Below are 23,038 nucleotides of genomic sequence, written 5' to 3' on the forward strand. Positions count from 1 at the left end.
CCTGCGGTCCGCAGGTGTCGCTGGGTCAGGACCAGCACTTTTGAGTACGGGGAGGCGGGCTGCCCGGGAGCCCTCCCGGGCACTCGGCCTTAGCGTCGTGCCCATGAACCCGAGGGCACTCGCGCTGATCGTCGTCGTGGTCGTCGTCGTGGTCGCGTTCGTCGTGTGGCTCGTCGTCCGGTGGCTCGGCAGCCAGGCCGGGGTCCGGCGTGCCGACTTCGACCGGCTGCGTGGCGAGCGTGACCTGCTCGCCCGCGCGATCGCGGAGATCGACGAGAAAGCCGACACGTATCGCGACATCGACTCGGTGCTCGCCACCGACGTGCGCGCCATCATCCGGAAGCTGAACGCCGACCGATTGGACATGAGCCGATGAGGACCAGACTCGCCTTCCTGCTCGTCGCGGCCGTGTTCCTCACGGCCTGCTCGATCGGCAACCCGACCTCCAGCGAGGTGTCGCTGCAGTACGGCGCGGGCCCGTTCGACTCGCGCAAGTTCGTGGAGTGCGAGACCGAACGCGACGTGAGCGACGTCAACGACGACCACTACTACTACCCGAGCGGCCAGCGTGACTTCACGTTCGGCGACGGTGACGGCATCGACTCCGCGCCACTGACGTCGACGACGGAGGACTCGCAGGAGATCAAGGTGACCGGCACGGTGAAGTTCACCCTGAACACCGACTGCTCGCCGTTCACCGACCCGACGGGCAAGGAGTGGCCGGGCGGGAAGCTGCAGATGTTCCACGAGCTGATCGCCTACAAGTACGACGCGGCCCCCACCGACGGCGGCGAGCAGATGAAGCCGGGCTGGTCGGCGCTGCTGCGCAACTACGTCGGCGCGGCACTCGACCGGGCGACCGACAACGAGGCGCTGAAGTACCCGTGGCAGAAGCTCTACACCGACGCGCCCGCGAAGGCGCAGTGGGAGAAGGACGTCCTCGCGCAGCTGCCGAGGGTGCTCAAGTCCCTCACCCAGGGCGTGGACCTGATCACCATCAACTCGGTGCTGCTGCAGAAACCGGGTATCCAACCGCAGCTGGTGGCCGGCCTCACCGACAAGCAGGCCGCGGAGCTGCGCAGCCAGGCGGCCGAGGTGGACAAGGAGGCCGCCGCGAACTTCCCCGGCGGCATGCCCGCCTACCAGGCCTACCAGCAACAGCAGGCGGTCAACGAGGCGATCAAGTCCGGCAAGGTGCAGGTGCTGCCGGTGCCGCAGGGCTCGCCGGTCATCGTGCAGCCGACGAAGTAGTGGCCACCACCCCTTCGCAACTCCTGGCGACCGCGCGGTAGACCCGCACCTGGGACTGCCCGGCGAACGGGTCTTCCGCGCGCTGCCGCCACCGCACCAGCTGCGCCAGCGCCTCGGCACGCACCGCGTCGGCCGGGGCGTCCTGGGGCAGCGCGAGCCGTGCCGCCGCGGTGACGCCCTCACCGCCCAGCAACCGTTGGGCGGGCACGGCATCCGCGTCGGGCAGCACGAGCTCGCCGCAGCGCAACTGCGACAACAGCCGCAGCTCGACGAACTCGTGCGCTCCCGAGGAGATCCGCTCGACCTCGGCGGCCAGGGCGTGCACCGCGTTCTCGTCGGCGCCGGGGACCCCGCTCCGCAGCACCCGCTCGACCGCGAGGAGCCCGGTGCGTGCCTTCAGCAGGTCCCGCCGCTGCGTGAAGTGCGCCCGCAGCACGGCCTGCAGTTCCCGCAACCCGCTGCCGCGCACGAGTTCGGCGGACAGCGCGGTGGCGTCGGTGCAGCCCTGGCGGATGTGCATGGTCGCCAGGCGCAACCCGTAGAGGCCGAACCGGTCGAGCAGCGCGTGCCGGAAGTCGGCGGGCACCTCGGACAGCGCGGGCACCCGCTCCGAGCGCAGGAACCGGTGTGTGGACAGCAACGCGGCGTCCATGTCGGTTCGCGGCGCGGCCGCCAGCGCGGCGAGTGTGTCGAACTCCCGTCGCGCCAGCGTCCGGCCGGTGGCCGCCAGCAGCCCGGCGACCGGCAACACCGTCTGGCACAACCCCCGCAGCGCGGGGGAGGCGCGGTAGCGGCGGGCGATGCGCCGGGCCGACAGCATCGCGTCGATCCGCCCGCCGCCCACCTCGTCGGCCCGCGAGATGACCGCGATCGTGTTCACCGCGCTGGCCCGCGCGACGCCCTGGTCCCGGAACGACTCCAGGAACTCCGCGTCCGCGACGTGCAGGTGGCGCATGAGGTAGACCACCGCGTCCGCCTCGGCCGGGGTGTCCTCGTCCGGCGTCAGCAGGTTCACCGTCCGCCGCGACACGCCCTCGGACGTCGACGCGATGCCGGGGGTGTCGATGAGCGTGACGTTCCGCAGGTACTGCGAGGGCCAGTCCACGACGATCCGCCGCAGCCGGTCGGCCGGCACGTCACGCAGCCGCAGGGTGAGCCCGTGCGCGTCCCGGTGCACCGGCAGCGGCTCCGGCGGCCCACTGTCCGGATAGGACACCACCCGCGGGGTGAGCCCGTCGCGGTACCACGTCACGACCTTCGTGCACTCGCCCGCGTCGGTGGGCGCCACCAGCTCGCCGACCAGCCCGTTGAGCAGCGTCGACTTGCCAGCCTTCACCTTGCCCGCGATCGCGACCCGCAGCGGCTCGTCGAGCCGGTCCAGCTGGTCGCGCAACGTCTCGGCGACCGACGGCGCGCCCGAGTACACCTCGATGGCACGGCGCAACACGTGGCGGACGGACGACGTCAGGGCCGTCATGGCGCGGCCTCCAGCTGCCGGTGGCCGCCTGCGCGAGGGGCGAGCGCGAGCGCCTGGTCACGCAGCTCCGCCAGCCGTTTCAGCTGCGCGGGGATCTCGGCGAGCCTGCGTTCCTGTTCCTCCTTCGACGCCCGCACCGACCGCTCCGCCGAGGCGAGCGACTCCTTCAGCGACCGGTTGGTCTCCTCGGCGCGGTCGGTGTAGTGGTCACGCAGGTCGCGCTGCACGCGACGCAGCAGCTCGCGGGACTCCTTGCCCGCCTGGAAGATCACGTCGTCTGCGTAGCGGCGGATCGCCGCCTTCGCCTCGGCCTGCCGTTTCGCGAACACGCGTCGCCGGTCGTCGGTGAGGCCCTTGCCGCCCAGCAGCAACCCGGCGCCGATCGAGAACGGGTTGATCAGCGGCATCCCGACGATCGTGCCGAGCATGCCGAACATCAGCACACCGACGTACCCGCCGCGCAGCCCGGACAGCGCCTTCTGGCCGACCCCGAACGGTTCACCGAGCCGCAGCTCCATGTCCGCCACCCGGCCCAGCGGGTCCTCGGTCGCCGTCCTGATCTTCGGCAGCGGTTCCTGGCCGTCGGAGAAGTGCTCGGCCACCTGCTCGGCGAGCCAGCGCGCACGCTGTGCGGTCCACAGGAAGTTCGCGGCGACGGCCGCGCTCACCTCCTGTTCCACCCACGAGGCCAGCTGGTCCCACGTCTTCTTCGGGTCGCCGCCCTTCGCGATCTCCTCCTCGGCCTCCCGGACGATGTCGCGCATCCGGTCCCGCAGGTCGTAGTCGATGTCGGCGTTCAGGTCGGCGATGCCGTCGGAGAGCGTGTGCTGCCAGCGCGCCGACCGCTCCTTCAACGCGACCGCCTGCTTCTTGGCCTCGGTGAGCCGCCGGATCACGTCCCCGGCGTGCGCGGGGTCGGTGTAGCCCGCCTGCTCGGCGAGCAACGTCGTGGCCAGCTGCTCGGTCGCGGCGGCGACGTCGTTCGCGGTCGACCGGCGGGCCAGCACCTCGGCCTGCCCGGCGACCTGGTCGACGAGGTACTCGGTCAGTTCGTCGAACCCGGACTCGCGGTCGGCCTCCTCGTCGCGGTTGCGGATCGCGTGCACGCGCAACGCGGCGGAGACGGTCAGCAGGTCGGTGTCCATCCCGGCCCGCTCCAGGTGCGTGCGGTCGAGCTCCGCGATCCGCTGCCACTCCGGGTACAGGTCCGTCTTGGACAGTACACAGAGGACGTTCGGGCACAGTGCGGTCGCCTGCTTGAGGAACGCCAGCTCCGGTGCCGTGTACTCCTGCGACGCGTCGGACACGAACAACACGGCGTCCGCCTGCGGCAGCTCGGCCATCGTCGCGGCGCCGTGCACCGAGTTCAGCCCGCCGACCCCCGGGGTGTCCACGATCTCCAGTCCGTGGGCGAGCAGCGCGCGGGGGAGACCGATGTCGGCATGGCGCCACCGTTCCCTGTTCTCGGCGTCGCCGGTCTCGACGAGGTGCCCGGCCAGCTCCTCGATCGGCAGCTCGACCCGCTCCAGCTTCGCGGCGGCCGGGTCACCGTCCTCGGCCTGCTCCACCACGCGGACCAGGGCCGCGGTGGGTTCCGCCGCGTACCGGACCACGGTCGGCACGGCGGTCGCGATGTCGTCGAACACCGGGCAGACCGGCGCCCGCACGAGCCCGTTGACCAGCAGGCTCTTGCCCTGCTTGAACTCGCCGACCACCAGCACCCGGACACGGTCGGTGCGCAGCCGGTGCAGCGACGTGCGCAGCCGTGTCTCCAGGTCCGGTCTGCGGTAGGGCGCGATGACACGCAGCGCCGCCTCCAACGCCTCGACGGACTCCGCTCCACGCATCGCCTCTCCCATACCAGATCCCGGCGCCCGCCCCGGGGTGTGTGCGGTTTTTGCCACCCCGGGGCGGACACCGGTCATCACCCGGTCACCGCCGCGTCGAGCTCGCCACCCGTGTCCGCGTCCACCGACGGCCACAGGGCATCCGACTCGTGTACCGCGGCCGGTGCGGGTTCCTCGGGCGGCACGAGCACGTCGACGTCCGTGTCGATGTGATCGTCGTCCGAGATGTTGCCGTTGAACGAGCCGTCGACCGTCGTGTCCGTGGACAGGTCGGTGTCGGTCTCGGTCACCGTCGCGTTGTGCGACCCGGTCAGGGTGGTGTCGTCGTCCGAGTTCATGGACCCGGTCGTGTCGTCGCCCGTGACGACGCTGTCGTCGATCGAGCCACCCTTGTTGTCCACCCCGTCGTTGTCCTGGTTGAACGAGTCCGTGATCACCGTGATGTCGTTGTCCTCGTTGAAGGAGTCGGTGATCTCCAGGTCGCCCTCGGCGTGGATGGTGATCGTGTCGCGGTCGTCGACCGTGATGACGATGTCGCGGTCGTCGACGTGGTAGTAGTTGTACTCGTTGGTGGTGGGACCGGTGGTCACGTCGTAGTGCCTGGTGATCACCGTGATCTCCGCCACCGGGTCGTCGCCGCCCGCGAAGCGCGGGTGCCCGCCGACGGTCTGCACGTCGACCTGGTCGGCCAGCATGGGCGCCGCGTCGCGGATGTCCTCACCGCACGTGCTGTCCAGCCCGTACCGGTCGAGCACGCCTTCGGGATCGGCGCTGAAGTCGGCCGCCAGCTCCTCGTCGGCCAGCAGGGCCATGAGGAACTCGATGAGCGAGGAGATCGTCGTGGTCATGTGACTCGTCCGCGCCGGTCAGTCGATGTCGACGTCGACGTCCTCGATGTCGAGGTCGAGGTCCAGGTCGAGCCCGTCGTTGTCGAACACGTTGCCGTTGAACGAGTCCGTGTAGGACGTGGTCGTCGACGCGTCGGTCGTGTTCTGCGTCAGCGTGTCGTTGTAGGAGTCGCTGATGTCCACGTCGTTGTCGTTGTTGAGCGAGCCTTCGATGTCGTCGCCCGCGACCACGCTGTCGTTGATCACGCCGTGGCTGTTGTCGACACCGTCGTTGTCGGAGTTGAACGAGTTCTTGAACACCGTGTAGTCGTTGTCCTCGTTGCCCACGTTGGAGAACGAGTTCGAGACGTTGATGTTCTGGCTCGCCGACACCGCGGCCGCGCCGCCCGCGCCACCGTCGCCGCCGCTCGCGTCGACCGGGCCGGAGTCCGTGTCGTTGTCGGCATCCGCGTCGGCGTCGGCGTCCGCGCCGCCGCCCGCGGCCGGCCCACCCGCACCCGCGACACCGGTGCCGGTGCCGTTGCCACCGTCGCCGCCGTCGTCGGACTCGGCGCCGTCGCCGCCACCGAAGAACCAGCCGTTGCCGCCGTCACCGGTCGCCGTGGTGTCGCCACCCGCGCCGCCGGTCCCCGTGCCCGTGCCGGCGCCACCCGCGCCACCTGCCGCCGCGCCGCCCGTCGCGGTGCCGCCGTCGGCGTCCGCGTCGGCGTACCCGAACGCGAGGCTGCGGCCCTCGCCACCGTCGCCACCCGCGCCGCCCGCGGTGCTGGTGTCCACGTCCTGCACCGGTGCGACGTACTGCTGGAAGTTGAAGTCAGCCATTTTCCGTCTTGCTCCTTGGTCTGTTCCCACTGTTTCCCGACGGGGAATCGGGGCCTGCGAAGAAACGTATGGCCCCGGGGGAGCGGAGTAATCGGGGTTTGTCCCGCACCCCGAGATGACCTTCGCGGGGGCCGCCCGGGTCCGTTAGGGGATTTGCCCCCGATATCGGTGCCACGGTGAAACGCCTAATCGGATGCGGGCAGTCGCGTTATCACCACGGTGAGCAACTCCTGCAGCGCCGTGCACGAGTCCGGCTCGCCGGCGCGCATGGTCGCCACGATCGCCTGGTCCGCCGCGACGCCGACGTCATAGCGGCAGAACTCGCCACGGGCGGTGAACGTCTCCAGCGCCGGGTAGCCCATCAGCCGCACCCTGCTGGTCGTCGAGTCGCGGCCCTCGGCCAGCTCCGCGAGGCCGTTCCCGCTGGTGAAGGCGGTGAGCTGCGCTGACTCCGCGTGCACGCCCGTCCACTTGCAGTTCGCGCCGAGTTCGTCGGTGCCCGGCACGCCGCCGTCGAACCCGAGATCCGTGCGCGCGGAGTCGTCGAGCAGGGCGCACGGGTCGATGCCGACGAGGCCCTTGGGCGACTCGACCGGCGGCACCGTCGGCTCGGGCGGCGGTGGTGACCCGCCCGCGCACCCGGCGGTCACCACCGCGATCGCCGCGGTCGCCAGAAGGCGAATAATCACGGGATTTCCTTCCGCTGTGTCATTTCTCGTCCGATCGCGATTTGTGTAACGTTCTCGGGTCGTTACGCGTCTTCCTTAGCAGCATTCGCTTGGAGGCGAGGATGAGTTACCGGCTCGGAATCGATTTCGGCACCACGTTCACCGCGGCGGCGGTACACCGTGACGGTGAGCAGGGTGCCGAGGTCGTTCCGTTGGGGGACGGCAAACCGGCGGTGCCGTCGGTGGTGTTCGTGGCCGCCGACGGTTCGTTCGTGATGGGCGACGCCGCCGTCCGCCGGGCCGTGACCGATCCGGACCGGGTGGTGCGGGAGGTGAAACGCCGCATCGGTGACCCCACACCCGTGCTCGTCGCCGGTGAGCCGATCGAGGCACACACGATCGCGGCGTGCTTCGTGCGCTGGGTGGTGGACCGGGTGACCGAGCGGGAGGGCACCTCACCGGCCGCCGTCGCGCTCACCCACCCCGCGTCGTGGGGCGGGCACAAGCGCGAACTGATGGCAGAAGCCCTTGCGGAACAGGGGGTTTCGCCGGTCCGGCTGGTGACCGAACCGGCGGCCGCGGCGGTCGCGTACACGGCGTCGGGACATGTCGCACCGGGTGCCGCCATCGGGGTCTACGACCTGGGTGGCGGCACGTTCGACGCGGCGGTCGTACGCCAACTGGACGAAGGCGGCTTCGAACTGGTCGGTGTGCCGCAGGGCATCGAGTCACTGGGCGGTGTGGACTTCGACGAGGCCGTGTTCGAGCACGTCAGGACCATCGTGGGCACCCAGTGGACCGAGCTGGACTTCACCGACCCGCTGGTGCGGACCGCCGCGGCCACCCTGCGGCGCGAGTGCACCGAGGCGAAGGAGGCGCTGTCGGCCGACACGGAGGTGACGATCCCGGTGATGTTGCCCGGGGTGAGCACCCGTGTCCGCATGGTACGCACGGAGTTCGAGCAGCTGGTCGAACCCGCCATCGCCGCCACCGTCGCGGCGCTGCGGGACGCGTGCGCGTCGGCGTCACTGTCCACCTCGGACCTGACGGCCGTGCTGCTGGTAGGCGGCTCGTCCCGGATCCCGCTGGTGTCCCAGCAGGTCTCGGCGTCCTTCGACCGCCCGGTGACCGTCGACTCCGACCCGAAGGCGGTGGTGGCCCGCGGTGCCGCGCTGTCGTCGCGACCGGCGGCGGAGCCTCGGACGATGGAGCTGGCACCGGTCGAGGCACGTCTGCCGGTGCTCCGCTCCCGCCGCGCGATCACGGTCGCGTTGGCGCTGGCCATGTGCGCGGGTGCGCTGGCGGTGACCACCGGCACGGTGGGCTCGGACATCCTGCCGGGCGGCGCGGCACCCGTCGGCGTCGCCGATCCCGTGGCGGCGGGCGGTCCGAGCGAGATGCTGGACCCCACCTCCGCGGGCGCGCCGAAGGAGGACCCGTGGACCGGCGAGCCGTACCGGGAGACCACCCCACCGGGTCCCGAACGTCCCGGCGCCCAACCCGCCGAGGCGGCCCCGGCGGACCTGAGCCCAGCCCCCACCACCGGCGGTGACCGGGAAGCGCAGGTCAACGGCGCGCCACCGGCCACGCAGACGCCGAAGCCGTCCCCGAGCGGCCCGGCCGACAGCGTCAACCCGACCAGCGCCGACCCCGAACCGGATCCGACCACCACAACCGACCAGACCACAACAACGGACCCGACCACGGACCCGACCACCGACGAGACGACCGCGACCACCACGGAACAAACGTCGAGCGAGACGACAACCACGGAGACCACGGAGACCGTCGCGGAACAACCGGATGCCCCGGTCGAGACGACCGCGGAGACAAACTCGGAGACAAGCGCGGAGACGACCTCGGGGACAACGCCGTGACCGCCGGTCAACCACCGCCCCGGCCCAGCACCGCACGCACGAGCGCGCCGCCGATTTCCGCGATGCGGAGCCTGCCACGGCCGGGTGCGGTCACCGCCGCGTTCTGGCTGTGGCTGCTCGCCGCCGGGTTCTCGGTCGCCACCTCGGCCACCGCCCTCGGCAAGCGCGCGGAACTGCACGCCGACTTCGTCCGTCAGGCGCGGAGCAACGACGCCGCCGCGAGCGCGGACAGAGTTGACCAGGTGGCCGACCTTTCCCTGCTCGTGGTCATCGGCGGCGGCGTCCTCGTCGGACTGCTCGCGGCGCTCTTCGCCGCCGCGTTGCGGGCGGGCAGGGCGTGGGCGCGGGTCGCGCTGGTCCTGGTCGCGCTGTCGGCCGTCGCGTACGCGGTGCTGGTGGTCGGGCCGATGGGGTGGCCCGTCGTGGCGGCCGCCGGTGTCGCCGTGGTCGCGACCGTCAGCATGTGCCTGCCGGAGAGCAGGCCCTGGTTCGCGTGACTACTGTTGCGCTCGTGGAAGATCGGGTGTTGGGCCGCACCGGCCGTCAGGTGTCCGTCGTCGGGCTGGGATGTTGGCAGTTGGGGGCCGACTGGGGCCGGGTCGACGACGCCGACGCGATGGCGGTGCTGCACGCGGCCGTCGACGCGGGTGTCACGTTCCTCGACACCGCCGACGTGTACGGCGACGGGCGCAGCGAGCGGCTCATCGCGGCGTTCCTCGCCGACCGTGACGCCGACGTCACGGTGGCGACCAAGTGCGGCCGTCGCGCCGACCCGCACGTGCCCGCGGCGTTCACCCCGGAGAACCTGCGGGCCTGGACCGACCGCAGCCGCGCCAACCTGCGTACCGACCGGCTCGACCTGGTGCAGCTCCACTGCCCGCCCACGCCCGTCTTCTCCGCCGACGAGGTGTTCGACGCACTCGACGCCCTGGTCGAGGAGGGCAACCTGGCGGCGTACGGCGTGTCGGTCGAGACCTGCGACGAGGCGCTCACCGCGATCGCGCGCCCGAACGTGGCGAGCGTGCAGATCATCCTGAACGCGTTCCGCCGCAAGCCACTCGAGCGGGTGCTGCCCGCGGCCGAGGAGGCGGGCGTCGGCATCATCGCGCGCGTCCCCCTCGCGAGCGGCCTGCTGTCCGGCAAGTACGACGAGCACACCACGTTCGCCGCCGACGACCACCGGACCTACAACCGCCACGGCGAGGCGTTCGACGTCGGAGAAACCTTCTCCGGTGTGCCGTTCGAGGTGGGTGTGCGCGCCGCCGCTGAGCTGGCCGAGATCGCCGCGGACCTCGGAGTGAGCACCGCCGCGCTCGCACTGCGGTGGGTGATCGACCAGCCCGGCGTCAGCGTCGTCATCCCGGGCGCCCGCAACGCGGAACAGGCCAACGCCAACGCGGCCGCCGCACAGCTCGCCCCACTGACCCCGGACACACTGGAATCCATCGAACGCATCTACAACACCCAAATCCACAAACACGCCCACAACCGCTGGTAAACCCCCAACGCGAGTCGCGCCCCCAAACACACCGAGTTGTCGGTTTCGTGCAGACCCGGGCGGAGGCCTGATGCAGGAATCCGACAACTCGCCATGGGTGGGCGCGTGACTCGCGTGCGCAGAACTTCGCGAGTCGCGTGCTCAGACACCGCGAGTCGCGCTCGCAGGCACATCGAGTTGTCGGTTTCGTGCAGACCTGGGCGGAGGCCTGATGCATGAATCCGGCAACTCGTCATGGGTGGGCGCGTGACTCGCGTGCGCTGAACTTCGCGAGTCGCGTGCTCAGACACCGCGAGTCGCGCTCGCAGGCATATCGAGTTGTCGGTTTCGTGCAGGTACTGGCCGAGGAGCCTCATGCACGAATCCGACAACTCGCCATGTGTGGGCGCGTGACTCGCGTGCGCAGAACTTCGCGAGTCGCGTGCTCAGACATACCGAGTTGTCGGTTTCGTGCAGGCCTGGGCGAGGGGCCACATGCACGAAACCGACAACTCGCTATGGGTGGGAGCGCGACTCGCGGTGTTTTTGCGCGTGACTCGCGGGGTTAGTGGGACAGGGTTAGTACTGCCTGTAGTTCTCTGTAGGCGGGTTTGGGGGCGAAGTTCTCGTCCAGGAGGTTCGCGGCGCCTTCGCCCTCGAACCAGCCGGGGACCCACGAGTACTTGTCGGTGAAGCCCCACACGGTGAAGGAGTTGCAGCGGCGGGCGAGCAGGCAGCCCTGCAGCAGCACGCTGTAGCCCTGCGCCTGTGCCTGCAGTTTCACGTTGTCCGTCGGCATGATCATGCGGACGTCGACCTCGGTGATCGCGGTTTCCAGGCCGAGTTGTTCGAACCGGCCGAGGTTCGCGGCCACCTCGGACGCGCTGTGGAAGCCGTACTGCACGCCGTAGTGGCCCTGCGCGCCGAACCCGTGCACCGGAACCCGTTGCCGCAGCAGGTCTTTCGCGAGCGCGTGGTATGCGTCGCTCTTCGCGCTGATGCCCTCGACGTTGTAGTCGTTGAGGAACAGCTTCGCGCGCGGGTCGGCCTGGTGGGCCCACCGGAACGCGTCGGCGATGTAGCCGGGGCCCAGCTCACGCAACCAGATCGAGTCGCGCAGCTGACCGTTGTCGTCGACGACCTCGTTCGCCACGTCCCACTGGTAGATCCGGCCCCGGAAGTGGCTGACCTCGTCGATGATGTGCCCGCGCAGGATCGACCGCAGCTCGGTCGCGTCGATCTCGCCCGACTCGACGCCCTGCGTGAGCCACGCCGGCAGCTGGTTGTGCCACACGAGGGTGTGCCCGCGCACCTGCTGGCCGTTGCGCTTCGCGGCGGCCATCAGCTCGTCGGCGGCGCTGAAGTCCAGCTTGCCGCGTTCCGGCTCGACGACCTCCCACTTCATCACGTTCTCGGCCGTGATCGAGTTGAACTCGGTGCGGATCCGGTCGCGGTACGTCGCGTCGGCGGTGTACGCGGCGTGGTCGACGGCGGTGCCGATCATCAGCTGCCTGCCCGCGAGCTCACGCAGTGGCCGGTCGGGGGAGGAGGACCCGGCCGCCGGAGCGGGTGAGCCGGCGGCCGGGAGCATGGAGTAGAGCGATGCAGCGGCGAGGAGACCTGCCGCGGCGACACGGGACACCTTCATGGCGACGCTCCTCGACGACGATGGCGAGTCCGAAACTTTCGACAAATTGCCGGTATCGCGCGGAGAAACGTTAAGGCGCTACTGGGTTTCCGTCAAGCAGACAGTGGATTCTTGTTGCAGGGTCACCGAAACTTTCGGTGCGTTCACGATCGACGTGCACTGGGTGGCGCGGGAGTCGGTGGCTCCTCGGTGACGGGCGCACGCGCGTCCACCACGTACAGGCCGGACACGAGCCCCGACAACCCGCGGTGCGAACGGGGCCGCCAGGCGAGGATCCCGCACACGAGCAACATCAACCCGGCCCACGAACTCGCGTCGTCGCCGAGTCCGGACAGGACGAAGTAGCCGAACGTGCCACCGGCGAGCGCCGGCAGCACGAGGACCCCGGGCGGCCCGCCGTCGGCACGCACGCGCTTGAGCCGCACCGCACGTTGCCCGAGCGTGGCGCCGCCCGCCCCGAGCGAGGGCAGGACGAGCAGCAGCACGGCGGGCACCCACGGGTTGATCAGGTGGCTGTCGACCCCGGCGACGAGGTCGGCGACGACGGCCAGCACCCCACCGAGAAGGGTCACCGCGACGACGTCGACGAGCATGCCGAGCCAGCGCCGCCCGGTGGTGACGGGCCGAGGTGCCTCTGGCGGGAGGACCGTGCGCCCGTACATCTTCCGCAGCAGCGGCGCGAACAGCAGCCCGGCGGCCGCCCCGAGCGTGTTGGCGAGCAGGTCGTCCACATCGAACAGCCGGTAGGGGCACGGGAAGAGGAACCAGTTCCCGGTCAGCTGGGTGAACTCGATCAGCAGCGACACGCAGAACCCGGCGCCGACCACACCGGGCACGGGCACCCGCCGGTGCCGGAGGAAGGCGCCGAGCGGCACGAACAGGGCGACGTTGAACACGACCTGCTGCACGGCGGGGTTGGTGACCACGCCGCGCCAGCCCGGCGCGACGCGGTCCTTCGCGATGTCGGAGAGGAACCGCAGCGGGTTCAGCTGCGGATGGGTGAACGTGGTGTGGTCGGCGCACCAGGCGTCGTCGATCTGCGGCACGGGCGCGAGCGTGTAGGCGACGAGCGCCAGTCCGTAGACGAGGAACGCGAACGCGAGGATGCCGGGCCCGAGCCCCACCTCACCCCGCTTGCGGTAGCTGCGGAACACGAACGGCACCAGCAGCACCAGCGCGAGCAGGACGCCGAGGAAGACGGCGAGCACAGCAGGGATCACCCGGGAGGACACGCGGTGCAAGCTAACCCGCGTCGACGGCCGACGGCGGCTCTGTCACCTGATCGTGTGCACTATTCTGGCGCCCCGACCGATGCAGGAGGCCATCCATGGCGACCGACGCCGAACTGACCGACACCTTCACCGAGTTCGACGGCGACGGGGACGGCCAGATCACGAGCGCCGAGTTCCGTGCCGCGATCACGGCCCGCGGCGAGGAGATCACCGACGAGGAGATCGCCGAGATCTTCACCGACGCCGACTCGGACGCGGATGGCCAGATCTCCCTGGCGGAGTTCACGACCGCGTGGAACCGGGCCGGCAACTGACCACAGTGGTCACGCGAGCATCGACCGGAGGTGCTTGATCACCTCCGTCGGGGCCTCCTCGGCCATGAAGTGCCCGCACGTCACCGTCACGTGTGCGAGGTCGGGCGCCCACGGCCGCCACAACGCGGTCGCGTCGTAGCCGAGCGCCGCGCCCCAGTCCTGCTGCAGCACCGTCACCGGTATCCGCAACGTCGCGCCGTCCGCCCGCGACTCCTCGTCGTCGGCGATGTCCACGGTGGCCGACGCACGGTAGTCCGCCACGATCGACGGCACCGCCTCCCGGCTCGCACGGAGGTACTCGGCGCGGACGTCCGGCGGGATGGCGGCCGGATCCCGTGTCCACAGGTCGAGGAAGTGGCCGAAGAACGCGTCCGGCGCCGCGGCGATCATCGTCTCGGGCAGCCCGGGCGGCTGCGCCATCAGGTACAGGTGGAACGCAACCGACGCCGTCACGCCCCGCAGCACGTCCCACATGTCGAGCGTCGGCAGCACGTCGAGCGACGCGAGCCGGGTGACCGCCTCCGGGTGGTCGAGCCCGGCCCGGATGGCGACGAGCGCGCCCCGGTCGTGCCCGGCCAGCGCGAACCGGGAGAACCCGAGCGCGCGGGCCACGGCGACGACGTCCGCCGCCATCGTCCGCTTGGCGTAGGTGCGGCCGGTGTCGGCGGGCTTGTCGCTGTCGCCGTAGCCACGCAGGTCGGGGCAGATGACCGTGTGGTCACCGGCGAGGTCGGCGGCCACGTGCCGCCACATGAGATGGGTCTGCGGGAACCCGTGCAGCAACACGATCGGGTCGCCGGAGCCGCCGACGGCGACGTTGAGTGACACGTCGTCGGTCGCGGGCACACGCTGGTAGTCGAATCCTGGGATCTGCATGCCGCGAGCATGCGAGCGGCGAATCAGCATCCGGTCAGCACGCACTGAGCGGGTTAGGCTTCGACCGGTGATCACGTTCCGGGTGCTCGGGCCGCTCACGGCCGAAGACCAGCGGGGCCCGGTCGACCTGAAAGGACCGCGGCACCGCGCCGTGCTCGCACGGCTGCTCGTCGCCCGCGGTCGCGTCGTGCCGATGGACACGCTCGTCGCCGACCTGTGGGAGGACCCGCCCGATGGCGCGGCCGGCGCGGTGCAGACGTTCGTCGCCGCGCTCCGCAAGGCGCTCGAGCCGGACCGGCCGCCGAGGGCACCCGCGCGGCTGCTGGTCACGTCCGGCCCCGGGTACGCACTGCGCCCCGACGCCGTGGACGCGTGGCGGTTCGAGGACGCCGTGGCGGGCACACCCGAACAGATCGAGGAGGCGCTCGCGCTGTGGCGCGGCCCGGCCTACGCGGAGTTCGCCGGCGAGCCGTGGGCACGCGGCGAGATCGCACGCCTCGACGAGCTGTGGCTCCTCGCCGTCGAACGCCACGCGGCCGCGCTGCTGGACCTCGGTCGCGCGGCCGAGACGGTGCCGGACCTGGAGGCGCACGTCGACGGGCACCCGTGGCGTGAGGAGGGCTGGCGGCTGCTCGCTCTCGCCCGCTACCGCACCGGCAGGCAGGGCGACGCGCTCGACACGCTGCGCCGGGCCCGCCGGATCCTCGCCGACGAGATGGGTGTCGACCCCGGCCCCGCGCTCCGCGAGCTGGAGGCCGACATCCTCGCGCAGGTGCCGACCGACGAGCCCACCCCGGTCACGCTCGTCGGGCGCACCGGGGAACTGGCCCGGCTCGCGGCCACCCGTGCCCGGCTCGCCCTGGTCGCGGGCGAGGCGGGCGCGGGCAAGACCGCACTCGCCGAGACGTTCGCCGCGCACCTGGCGGCCCGTGGGTGGACCACCGCCTGGGGCGCCAACCCCGACGACGAGGGGCTGCCCGCCGCCTGGCCGTGGACCACGATCCTCGATGCCCTTCCCGGCACCGCACCAGAACCCGACCCCGTCGCGGCCCGCGGGCACCGCGCGGTCGCCGCGTACCTCGGCGAGCACGCGCCGCTGCTCGTGGTCCTCGACGACCTCCACTGGGCAGGCGAGGAAACGCTGGCGCTGCTGGCGTCGCTGGTGCTGGCACCGCCGCCGCAGCGCGTGCTCATCGTCGGCACCTACCGGACGACCGACGTGCCACCCCCGCTGCGGGACTTCCTCGGCCGCGTGGCCCGCGCCGAACCGGAACGCGTCTACCTCACCGGCTTGCCGCGCCCCGCCATCCCCGACCTCGTCCGCGCCACCACCGGCCGCGACATCGACGCGGACACCGCCGCGCTCATCCACCGGCGCAGTGGCGGCAACCCGTTCTTCGTCCGCGAGCTGGCCCGGCTGCTCGACACCGGCGACCTGTCGGACGTGCCCGCCGGGGTGCGGGACGTGGTGCGGCACCGCGTCGCGACGCTGCCGGCACCCGTCCAGGACGTGCTGCGCCGGGCCTCGGTGCAGGGCATGGACGTCGCGGAGGACCTGCTGCCCGGGGACGCGCTCGACGCACTCGAAACCGCCACGCGACGCGGATTCCTCACGGAACGGGCACCGGGCCGGTTCCGGTTCGCCCACGTCCTCGTGCGGGACACGCTGTACGAGGACATCTCCCGTACCCGACGCGCCCGCTGGCACGCCGAGACCGCCGCCGCGCTCGAACAGATGCGGTCGGCCGAGGTCGCGGCGCTCGCACACCACTTCCTGTTGGCCGGCAACGGATCCGCCGCCGCCCGGTACGCGCGTGCCGCCGCGGCGGACGCGGAGCGGCGGTTCGCCCCGCACCAGGCCGTGCGGTGGTGGCGGGTCGCGCGGGACCACGGTGCACCCGACGACCACGTCACCGCGGGGCTCGCCCGGACGCTGGCCGTCACCGGCGACCTCGCCGGAGCCCGCGCGCTCCGGGCCGAACTGCTGAGCTCGGCGCCCGCGCTCGTGGCGTTCGACGTGCCCGCGCTCTGGACCGACCCCGACGACCCCGTGCTGGCGCGCCGGATCGCGACCGCGGCCGAGCACGCGCTCGACGACGGACCGCCGCCCGCGCTGCGGAGCCGCCTGCTGGCGACGATCGCCGTCGAGCTGCGCAACACCGGCGACGAACGGGCACGCGCGGTGGCACGGGAGGCGGAGGAGATCGCGCGGGGACTGGCCGATCCGGCGGCGCTGGCGTTCGCGCTCAACGCCCGCTTCCTGCAGTCGTTCGACCGTGCCGGGCTGGCGCCGGCACGGGCCGGGATCGGCGCGGAACTGGCGGCGATGCGCGACCTCGTGCCGTTCGAGGTGCTCGGCCACCTGATCCTCGTGCAGACGGGCGCGGCGCTCGCGGACCTGCCGACAGCGGACCGGCACGCCGAGGCGGCGGACAACCTGGCCGCGGAGCACGAGATTCCCCTGGTCGGCGTGTTCACCGACTGGTACCGCGCACTGCGCGCGTCGATCACCGGCGCACCCGCGGCGACCGCGTACCGGGCGGCCGCCCAGCGACTGCACGGCACCGGCATGTCCGGTGTGGACAACGGCATCCTCGGCCTCGCCCTGCTGTGCGACCGCCTCCACCGTGGCCTGCCGCCGATCGACACGGACTTCGGTGCGCACGAACCGTGGTGCCGCCCGCTGGTGGCGCCCGGCACGGCCCCCGTCCCGCCCGCACCACGCGACCTGCTGTTCGAGGTCCGCAGCTGCCTGCACGCGCTCGTCGCCATCGACCGCGACGACCGCGCCGCGATGACGCGCCTGTACGAGGACCTCCTGCCCGCCGAGAACGAGCTGGCCGGTGCGGGCAGCGGGCTGGTCACACTGCGTCCCGTCGCGCACTACCTGGCCGAACTGGCCACCGCGCTGGGGCATGACGCGGCGGCGCACCGCGCGAAGGCGGCCGAGGTGGCCACCCGCGCGGGCGCGGCGCACTGGCTCCGGCGGGGACACACCGGCTGAGCCGGCGGACGTGCGCGGATCACCGTCCACCCCGGACTTCCTCGTTCCGCCTCACCAGGCGTCGACGGTCGGCTAGCCTGCCGCTTGATCACCGTCCGTCCAGGTGAAGGGGAACGCGTTTGTTCGGGATCATCCGGCCGTGCAGACACCGGCTGTCGCCCAGGTTGCGGGAGTCGTGGATGGCGCACCTGTGTGGACTGTGTCTCGCCCTCCGGGACGACCACGGGCAGTTCGCCCGGACAGTGACCAACTACGACGGCTTGGTGCTCTCGGCCTTGGTCGAGGCGCAGTCCGTGCACACCGGCGGGCGGCGTACGGCGGGCCCGTGCCCGTTGCGGGGCATGCGTGCCGCGACCGTCGCGCAGGGTGACGCACCGCGGCTGGCCGCCGCCGTGTCACTCGTGCTGGCGTCGGCGAAGGTACGCGACCACGTCGAGGACGGCGACGGCGCGTTCGGCAGGCGGCCGGTGGCCGGGGTCGCGCGCCGGGTGGCGACGAGGTGGGCCCGTCAGGGCACCACGACCGGTGGCAGCGTCGGGTTCGACACAGCCGTGCTGCTGGATTCGGTGCTCCGGCAGTCCGAGGTGGAGTCCTCGGTCGCGCCGGGCAACTCGGTGCTGCTGGCGACCGAACCCACCGAGACCGCGACCGCCGAGGCGTTCGCGCACACCGCGGTCCTCGCGGGCAGGCCGGAGAACGGCGGCCCGCTACGGGAAGCGGGCCGGTTGTTCGGCCGGGTCGCGCACCTGCTGGACGCCGTCGAGGACCTGGACGAGGACGAGCGGCGCGGTGCGTGGAACCCGATCCACGCGACCGGCGCGTCGCTCGACGAGGTGCGGCGGCTGTGCGTGGACGCGGTCACCGGCGTCCGGCTGGCGCTGAAGGACGTGACGTTCACCGACCGCGCGCTGGTGCACGCGCTGCTGGTGCACGAACTCGACCACGCGGTGCGGCACCGCTTCGGTGACCCGCACGCGCACGGTCCCCGGCCGCAGGGCCCGCCGCCACCCGGCTGGCACCAGCCGCCGCCTCCGGGCTGGCAGCCACCACCACCGCAGGGCGAGCCGCCCAGGTGGGGCAGGCGCCGCGGCACGCTCGCCGGGTGCGGCATGGCGGCCCTGATGTGCTGCTCGTGCCAGTACTGCTGTGCCGCCGAGTTCCACGACCCGTGGACCGGCGAGCCCAAGGAGGGCTGGTGCCGGAACTGCGACTGTTGCGACGGGTCCTGCTGCGACTGCTGTTCGTGCTGCGGCGAGGACGGCTGCTGCGACTGCGACTGTGGGTGCGACTGCTGAGTGCCGTGCGGACGGGACCGTCGGCGGTTACCGCGTAGCGCCACCTGGGTGAATTACTGACGAACCGGCGCCGGTTCTTGGGAATTTGTCGTAACGTGCCCGCCGTACGGATCGGCCCGCGCCCCAGGAGTCGTGCATGAACGAGCACAACGAGCCCCACCCGATCGCACGGCGCACGTTCCTCGGCGCGGCCGGTGCGGTCGCGCTCGGCGGACTGGCCACCGGCGTGGCCGACGCGGCCGCGTCGGACCCGTTCAAGCTGGGCGTCGCGTCCGGCGACGCCACGCCGGGTGCGGTCGTGCTGTGGACCCGCCTCGCGCCCGCGCCACTCGACCCGGGCAGCGACTTCGGGATGCGCGGGCGGACCGAGGCCGTGGTGCGGTGGCGGTTGGCCACGACCGAAACGGGGCTGGGCGCGGACGGCACGTCGGTGGCACACGGACAGGTCACCGCCGTCGCGAGCCGGGGGTTCGCGGTGCACGTCGACGTGACCGGCCTGGCGGCGGGCAGGCACTACTACTACCGGTTCTTCACCACCGACCCGGACGGCACCAGGCACGTGAGCGCGGTGGGGCGGACCAGGACGGCCAACGCCGCCTCGGACACCCGCGCGGTGCGCTTCGCCGTCGTCAACTGCCAGAACATCGCGGGCGGCGACGGCGAGATGTACTTCAACGGGGCGCGGCACCTCGCCGACCGCGACGACATCGACTTCGTCGTGTTCCTCGGCGACTACATCTACGAGTTCGGTCGCGCCGCACACGTGCCGCCGAGGGAGATCACCTCCCTCGACGACTACCGCACCCGGTACGGCCAGTACAAGACGCGCGCCAGCCTGCGTGAGATCCACCGCAGGTTCCCGGTGTACGTCATGCCGGACGACCACGAGTTCTGGAACGACATCCGCGGCGGGGACCTGACGTCGGCGCAGTACGGCCGGTTCAACCGGGCGCTCGAGGCGCTGTGGGAACACATGCCGCTCCGCGGTGGCCGGCCCGGGCCGGTGCAGCCCGACACGCAGAACCACCTGACGCTGTACCGGCGGATCAGGTGGGGTTCGGTGCTCGACATGTTTCTCACCGACGTCCGCCAGTACCGCGGCCCGAGCCTGCTCGGCGGCACCCAGCAGAACGCACTGCTGGGGTGGCTGAGGAACACCACCACCACGTGGACGACGATCGCGAGCCCCACCCCGATGTGGTACGGCCCGGGCAGCGGCTGGAACAGCTACGAGGGCGTACGCCGGGACGTCACCGCGATCCTGGCCAACCGCAAGCAGGACACCCCGGTGCGGTTCAACCCGGTCGTCCTGTCCGGCGACATCCACTGCGGGATCGTCACCCACGTCCGCCGGTTCACCGACCACAGCAGCGCGCTCGTGGCCACGGAGTTCGTCAACGCGCCGATGACGAGCCAGACCAGCTCGGAGTACAGCGCGAACGCGGAGATCCGCAGGGCCTACAACCACCTCAACGGGTACATGGTCTGCACGGCGTCCCCGTCGGCGTGGACCACGCGGTACTTCGTCGGCAACGAGACCGCCCTGCCCGGCGGAACCGTGTCGGGCAGGGCGGCGTGGAAGATCGACGCGGGCGCGCGGGTCGGCTCGGTGCGTGAGGTCTGACCCGCCCTCGCGTCGTCAACCGGCCTAGGGAGTCCAGGCCGCGCTGACCGCCCACGTCACGTCCGCGTCGTAGGACGTCGGGTTGTCGTAGGTGTGCGCACCGCCGTTCGACGACACCCACACCTCCTCGGCGTAGTGCCGCACGTGCGTGCCCAGCTCGTTCAGTGACGCCAACCGCACGCCGCCGTTGCCGGGCTGCGCGCAGAACGTCGCGTCACGGCGGAACAGGTCCGTGTTCGCGTTCGCCGACAACCGCACGCGGTACGACTGGTGCCGCAGGTACGAGCCGGGGAAGTTGCGGGACTCCAGCGAGTAGCACGACGGGTCCGCGAGACCCCTGCGCACCACGAACGTGGCGTCCGCCTTGAGCAGCGCCCCGCTCGTCGACGTCACGACATCCGTCCTGGCCAGGCCGTCGCGGTGGCGCAGGTAGCGGTCGGTGAAGCCCGGTGTCGTCACCCGGAACGACCGGGCCTGGTCGCGGGGCAGGTCGGCGCCGCTGCGCCACAGCGGGATGGTCGCCGCCCACGTCGTGTCCTGCGCGAACGACGTCGCCGTGTCCCACGGGTTCGGGCCGCCGGACCGCGCGAGGTACACCGCCTCGTTGTAGTGCCGCACGAACGCGCCCGGGTTGTTGTATGACTCGAGCGCCGCGGCGCCCCAGCCCGACCGCGGGCAGAACGTCGCGTCACCGGCGAAGCCCGCCGAGCCGTCGGACGCGTCGACGCGCATGCGGGACGACGCGTGCCGCAGGTACCGGCCGGGGAAGTTCCGCGACTCGAACGACACGCACGACGCGCTCGCGAGCCCCGGCCGCACCCAGTACGTCGCGTCCTGCTTCAGCACGTCGGTGCCGTTGTCGGTGTCCGTGCGGGCCAGGCTGTCCTGGTGGCGCAGGTACCGGTTCGTGTACCCCGGCGTCGTCACCCGCAGTGACGTCAGCTCGCCCTGGTTCACCGACGTACCGGCCGCCGCGGCCAGCACGCGCTGGTTCACCGCCAGCACCCGCGACGCGGTCATCTTCAGCACCCGCCGGTCGTACGTGTAGAACCCGTTGACCTCGTTCTCCAGGTCGTACGGCTCCGTGTACACCGACCCGGACAACCCGCGCGTCTGCACGAACCGCGCGACCTCGGACGTGATCGTCACGTACCGGTTCGTCAGGGACGCCTCGTCGGGGAACAGGTCCCCGTAGGCGAACCCGGCGCCCGGCTGCCACTCGTGACCGACGACCCGTCGGCCGAGCCCGCCGTACTCGCCGAGCACCGCGATCCGCGTCGCGTCCGGGGTCCTGGTGCCGCCCGACATCTGGTACGCGTGGTCGTCGATCACGTCCCCGTTGGGCGCCATGGGATCCGACACGCAGCAGTTCGACCCCGAGTTGTGGTTGATCAGGCGCGTCGAGTCGAGCGATCGCACGAGGTCGACGATCCGCGCGTTGTCGTACTCGCCCCAGCCCTCGTTGAACGGCACCCACTGCACGATCGACGTGATGCCCTTGAGCTGGTTGACCATCCTGGTCAGCTCCGACTCGAAGTTGGCGTGCGCCGTGGCGTTGGTGTCGTCGACCGCGTCCAGCGACGGCATGTCCTGCCACACCATGAGGCCGAGCCGGTCCGCCCAGTAGAACCATCGCGCCGGCTCCACCTTGATGTGCTTGCGGACCATGTTGAACCCGAGCGCCTTCTGCCGTTCCAGGTCGAACCGCAGCGCCTCGTCGGTCGGTGCCGTGTAGATGCCGTCCGGCCAGTAGCCCTGGTCGAGCGTGCCCAGCTGGAACACGAACTTGCCGTTCAGCAGCGGCCGCATGACGCCGCCCACCACGGCCTTGCCCAGCGAGCGCATGCCGAAGTAACCGGTCACCACGTCCGTGCCCATGGTCACGCGCAGGTCGTACAGGAACGGGTCGCTCGGCGACCACAGCCGTGCGTTCGGCACGGGGACCCGCAGGTGCGCGCCGACCGTGCCGGTCGCGGACCCGACCACCGTGCCGCCGGTCAGCACCTCGGCCCGCACCTGCTGGCCCGCCGAGCCCTGCACGACCAGGTCGAGCACGCCCGCCGGGACGTCCGGTGTGGTGTCCAGGCGTGTGATGTGGTTGGCGGCCACGGGTTCCAGCCACACCGTCTGCCAGATGCCGGACGCGGCCGTGTACCAGATGCCGCCGGGGTTGCGGCGCTGCTTGCCGATCGGGTACCGCTGGCCGTCGATCGGGGAGTGCACGCCGACGATGATCTCGTTGTCGCCCGCCCGCAGCGCATTGGTGATGTCGAAGGAGAACGCGTCGTAGCCGCCGGTGTGCGTGCCGACGTGGGTGCCGTTCACCCAGACCCGCGTCTCCCAGGTGACCGCGCCGAAGTTCAGCTTCACGCGGCGGCCGTTCCAGGTGGACGGCACGGTGAACGCGCGGCGGTAGAACATGTTGTCCTCGTGCCGCTGGATGCCTGACAGCGCCGACTCGACCGGGTACGGCACGAGCACGCCTTCCGGCAGCGTCTGCCCTACCGGCGGGGTGTTGATGGACGAGGCGCCCGCGAACTCCCAGACGCCGTTCAGGTTCTGCCACTCCGACCGCACCAGCTGTGGTCGCGGGTACTCCGGCAGTGCGTTGGTCGGGGAGACCTGACTGGTCCACGGTGTGGACAGGGGCGGTGTCTTGGGAACCCACACGGCCGCGCCCGCCGCGGGGGCGACCGCGACGACCGTGGCGGCGGCGATCAGGAAACTCGTTGCCGCACTGAGCACATGTCTCAATCTCATGGCTGCTCCTACTGGGTT

Annotated in this window: 18 protein-coding genes; 9 read left to right on the top strand and 9 right to left on the bottom strand. The window is 71.5% G+C overall.

From position 1 onward, the window contains the following. The first annotated feature begins 103 nt into the window (after positions 1 to 103). Both ACIBVP_RS03200 and ACIBVP_RS03205 read left to right on the top strand, forming a co-directional pair. On the top strand, positions 104 to 376 hold the full coding sequence (locus ACIBVP_RS03200; protein ID WP_396104302.1) for a hypothetical protein: 273 nt from the start codon (positions 104 to 106) through the stop codon (positions 374 to 376). Further along, entirely contained in the window at positions 373 to 1,251 is an 879-nt protein-coding gene (locus tag ACIBVP_RS03205; RefSeq protein WP_396104303.1) for a hypothetical protein, read from the top strand. The genes ACIBVP_RS03200 and ACIBVP_RS03205 overlap by 4 nt, the downstream gene beginning before the upstream one ends. Here ACIBVP_RS03205 and ACIBVP_RS03210 read toward each other — a convergent pair. The 5 genes from ACIBVP_RS03210 to ACIBVP_RS03230 form a co-directional block, all read right to left on the bottom strand. Continuing rightward, a complete protein-coding gene (locus tag ACIBVP_RS03210; protein WP_396104304.1) occupies positions 1,229 to 2,728 on the bottom strand; it encodes a dynamin family protein in 1,500 nt (499 codons plus the stop codon). The genes ACIBVP_RS03205 and ACIBVP_RS03210 overlap by 23 nt on opposite strands. Continuing rightward, on the bottom strand, positions 2,725 to 4,575 hold the full coding sequence (locus ACIBVP_RS03215) for a dynamin family protein (RefSeq protein WP_396104305.1): 1,851 nt from the start codon (positions 4,573 to 4,575) through the stop codon (positions 2,725 to 2,727). The genes ACIBVP_RS03210 and ACIBVP_RS03215 overlap by 4 nt, the downstream gene beginning before the upstream one ends. A 77-nt stretch (positions 4,576 to 4,652) precedes the next feature. Then, complete coding sequence (locus tag ACIBVP_RS03220) at positions 4,653 to 5,423, bottom strand: IniB N-terminal domain-containing protein (RefSeq protein WP_396104306.1); 771 nt, start codon at positions 5,421 to 5,423, stop codon at positions 4,653 to 4,655. Between the two features lie 18 nt (positions 5,424 to 5,441). Next, positions 5,442 to 6,245 (bottom strand): hypothetical protein, encoded by an 804-nt coding sequence (locus ACIBVP_RS03225; RefSeq protein WP_396104307.1) that lies wholly within the window; start codon positions 6,243 to 6,245, stop codon positions 5,442 to 5,444. A gap of 185 nt (positions 6,246 to 6,430) precedes the next feature. Beyond that, positions 6,431 to 6,934 carry a DUF3558 family protein gene (locus tag ACIBVP_RS03230; protein WP_396104308.1) on the bottom strand — a complete coding sequence of 168 codons (504 nt, stop codon included), beginning with the start codon at positions 6,932 to 6,934 and terminating at the stop codon, positions 6,431 to 6,433. Positions 6,935 to 7,035: 101 nt separating this feature from the next. Between ACIBVP_RS03230 and ACIBVP_RS03235 the strand changes: the two genes are divergently transcribed. From ACIBVP_RS03235 to ACIBVP_RS03245, 3 genes are all read left to right on the top strand, one after another. Then, complete coding sequence (locus tag ACIBVP_RS03235; protein WP_396104309.1) at positions 7,036 to 8,790, top strand: Hsp70 family protein; 1,755 nt, start codon at positions 7,036 to 7,038, stop codon at positions 8,788 to 8,790. Positions 8,791 to 8,852: 62 nt separating this feature from the next. Continuing rightward, positions 8,853 to 9,287, top strand: coding sequence for a hypothetical protein (locus tag ACIBVP_RS03240; protein ID WP_396104310.1), 435 nt, complete (start codon positions 8,853 to 8,855; stop codon positions 9,285 to 9,287). A 14-nt stretch (positions 9,288 to 9,301) separates the two neighbouring features. Further along, positions 9,302 to 10,288 (top strand): aldo/keto reductase, encoded by a 987-nt coding sequence (locus ACIBVP_RS03245; RefSeq protein WP_396104311.1) that lies wholly within the window; start codon positions 9,302 to 9,304, stop codon positions 10,286 to 10,288. A 544-nt stretch (positions 10,289 to 10,832) separates the two neighbouring features. Here the strand turns inward: ACIBVP_RS03245 and ACIBVP_RS03250 are convergent. After that, positions 10,833 to 11,915, bottom strand: coding sequence for an endo-1,4-beta-xylanase (locus tag ACIBVP_RS03250; protein WP_396104312.1), 1,083 nt, complete (start codon positions 11,913 to 11,915; stop codon positions 10,833 to 10,835). A 143-nt stretch (positions 11,916 to 12,058) separates the two neighbouring features. Next, positions 12,059 to 13,147 carry a VanZ family protein gene (locus tag ACIBVP_RS03255; protein WP_396104313.1) on the bottom strand — a complete coding sequence of 363 codons (1,089 nt, stop codon included), beginning with the start codon at positions 13,145 to 13,147 and terminating at the stop codon, positions 12,059 to 12,061. Positions 13,148 to 13,242: 95 nt separating this feature from the next. Between ACIBVP_RS03255 and ACIBVP_RS03260 the strand changes: the two genes are divergently transcribed. Further along, a complete protein-coding gene (locus tag ACIBVP_RS03260) occupies positions 13,243 to 13,461 on the top strand; it encodes an EF-hand domain-containing protein (protein ID WP_396104314.1) in 219 nt (72 codons plus the stop codon). 9 nt (positions 13,462 to 13,470) lie between these two features. Here ACIBVP_RS03260 and ACIBVP_RS03265 read toward each other — a convergent pair whose 3' ends face one another. Beyond that, a complete protein-coding gene (locus tag ACIBVP_RS03265; protein WP_396104315.1) occupies positions 13,471 to 14,337 on the bottom strand; it encodes an alpha/beta fold hydrolase in 867 nt (288 codons plus the stop codon). A gap of 67 nt (positions 14,338 to 14,404) precedes the next feature. On the opposite strand from ACIBVP_RS03265, the gene ACIBVP_RS03270 reads away from it, so the two are divergent. The 3 genes from ACIBVP_RS03270 to ACIBVP_RS03280 all read left to right on the top strand — a co-directional run bounded on the left by ACIBVP_RS03270 (position 14,405) and on the right by ACIBVP_RS03280 (position 20,260). Beyond that, positions 14,405 to 17,341, top strand: a complete 2,937-nt coding sequence (locus ACIBVP_RS03270; protein ID WP_396104316.1) for a BTAD domain-containing putative transcriptional regulator — start codon at positions 14,405 to 14,407, stop codon at positions 17,339 to 17,341. Between the two features lie 119 nt (positions 17,342 to 17,460). Further along, positions 17,461 to 18,636, top strand: coding sequence for a DUF5685 family protein (locus tag ACIBVP_RS03275; protein WP_396104317.1), 1,176 nt, complete (start codon positions 17,461 to 17,463; stop codon positions 18,634 to 18,636). A 136-nt stretch (positions 18,637 to 18,772) separates the two neighbouring features. Then, entirely contained in the window at positions 18,773 to 20,260 is a 1,488-nt protein-coding gene (locus ACIBVP_RS03280) for an alkaline phosphatase D family protein (RefSeq protein ID WP_396104318.1), read from the top strand. 24 nt (positions 20,261 to 20,284) lie between these two features. Here the strand turns inward: ACIBVP_RS03280 and ACIBVP_RS03285 are convergent, their stop codons facing one another. After that, positions 20,285 to 23,020, bottom strand: a complete 2,736-nt coding sequence (locus ACIBVP_RS03285) for an AbfB domain-containing protein (RefSeq protein WP_396104319.1) — start codon at positions 23,018 to 23,020, stop codon at positions 20,285 to 20,287. Between the last annotated feature and the right edge of the window lie 18 nt (positions 23,021 to 23,038).

The sequence above is a fragment of the Actinophytocola sp. NPDC049390 genome (assembly GCF_044466355.1).
Classification (GTDB): domain Bacteria; phylum Actinomycetota; class Actinomycetes; order Mycobacteriales; family Pseudonocardiaceae; genus Actinophytocola.